This is a genomic window from Roseibium sp. RKSG952 (assembly GCF_009711355.1).
Genome location: NZ_SMMF01000116.1, coordinates 1 through 270, shown reverse-complemented (window position 1 = coordinate 270; position 270 = coordinate 1). Strand labels below are relative to the sequence as shown.

Below are 270 nucleotides of genomic sequence, written 5' to 3'. Positions count from 1 at the left end.
ATCAAGCAGGTCGAAATCCTGTCGGCCTTGCGTGAAGCCTTGCCGGACATGCCCGAGATCGACCCCGCACATCTCGGCGAGATGCGGACGCTGGCCCAGATCGCGGCAGCACTTCAGCCAAGTGAGCGGAACATGCCGGTTATGAGTGTCGAACCGCAAGCGGCAGCTGAACAACCGTCTTCGGTAACGGCCCAAAGTCCGGTCCGGCACAGCGCGGCGGCAAAGGAGACTGTTTTGGCAATTGTTGCCGAGAAAACCGGCTATCCGGCG

General features: G+C 61.1%; 1 protein-coding gene. It reads left to right on the top strand.

Translation table 11 applies throughout. From position 1 onward, the window contains the following. Positions 1 to 270: hypothetical protein (locus tag E1297_RS48690; protein ID WP_196223065.1), on the top strand; the 270-nt coding region annotated here is incomplete at both ends.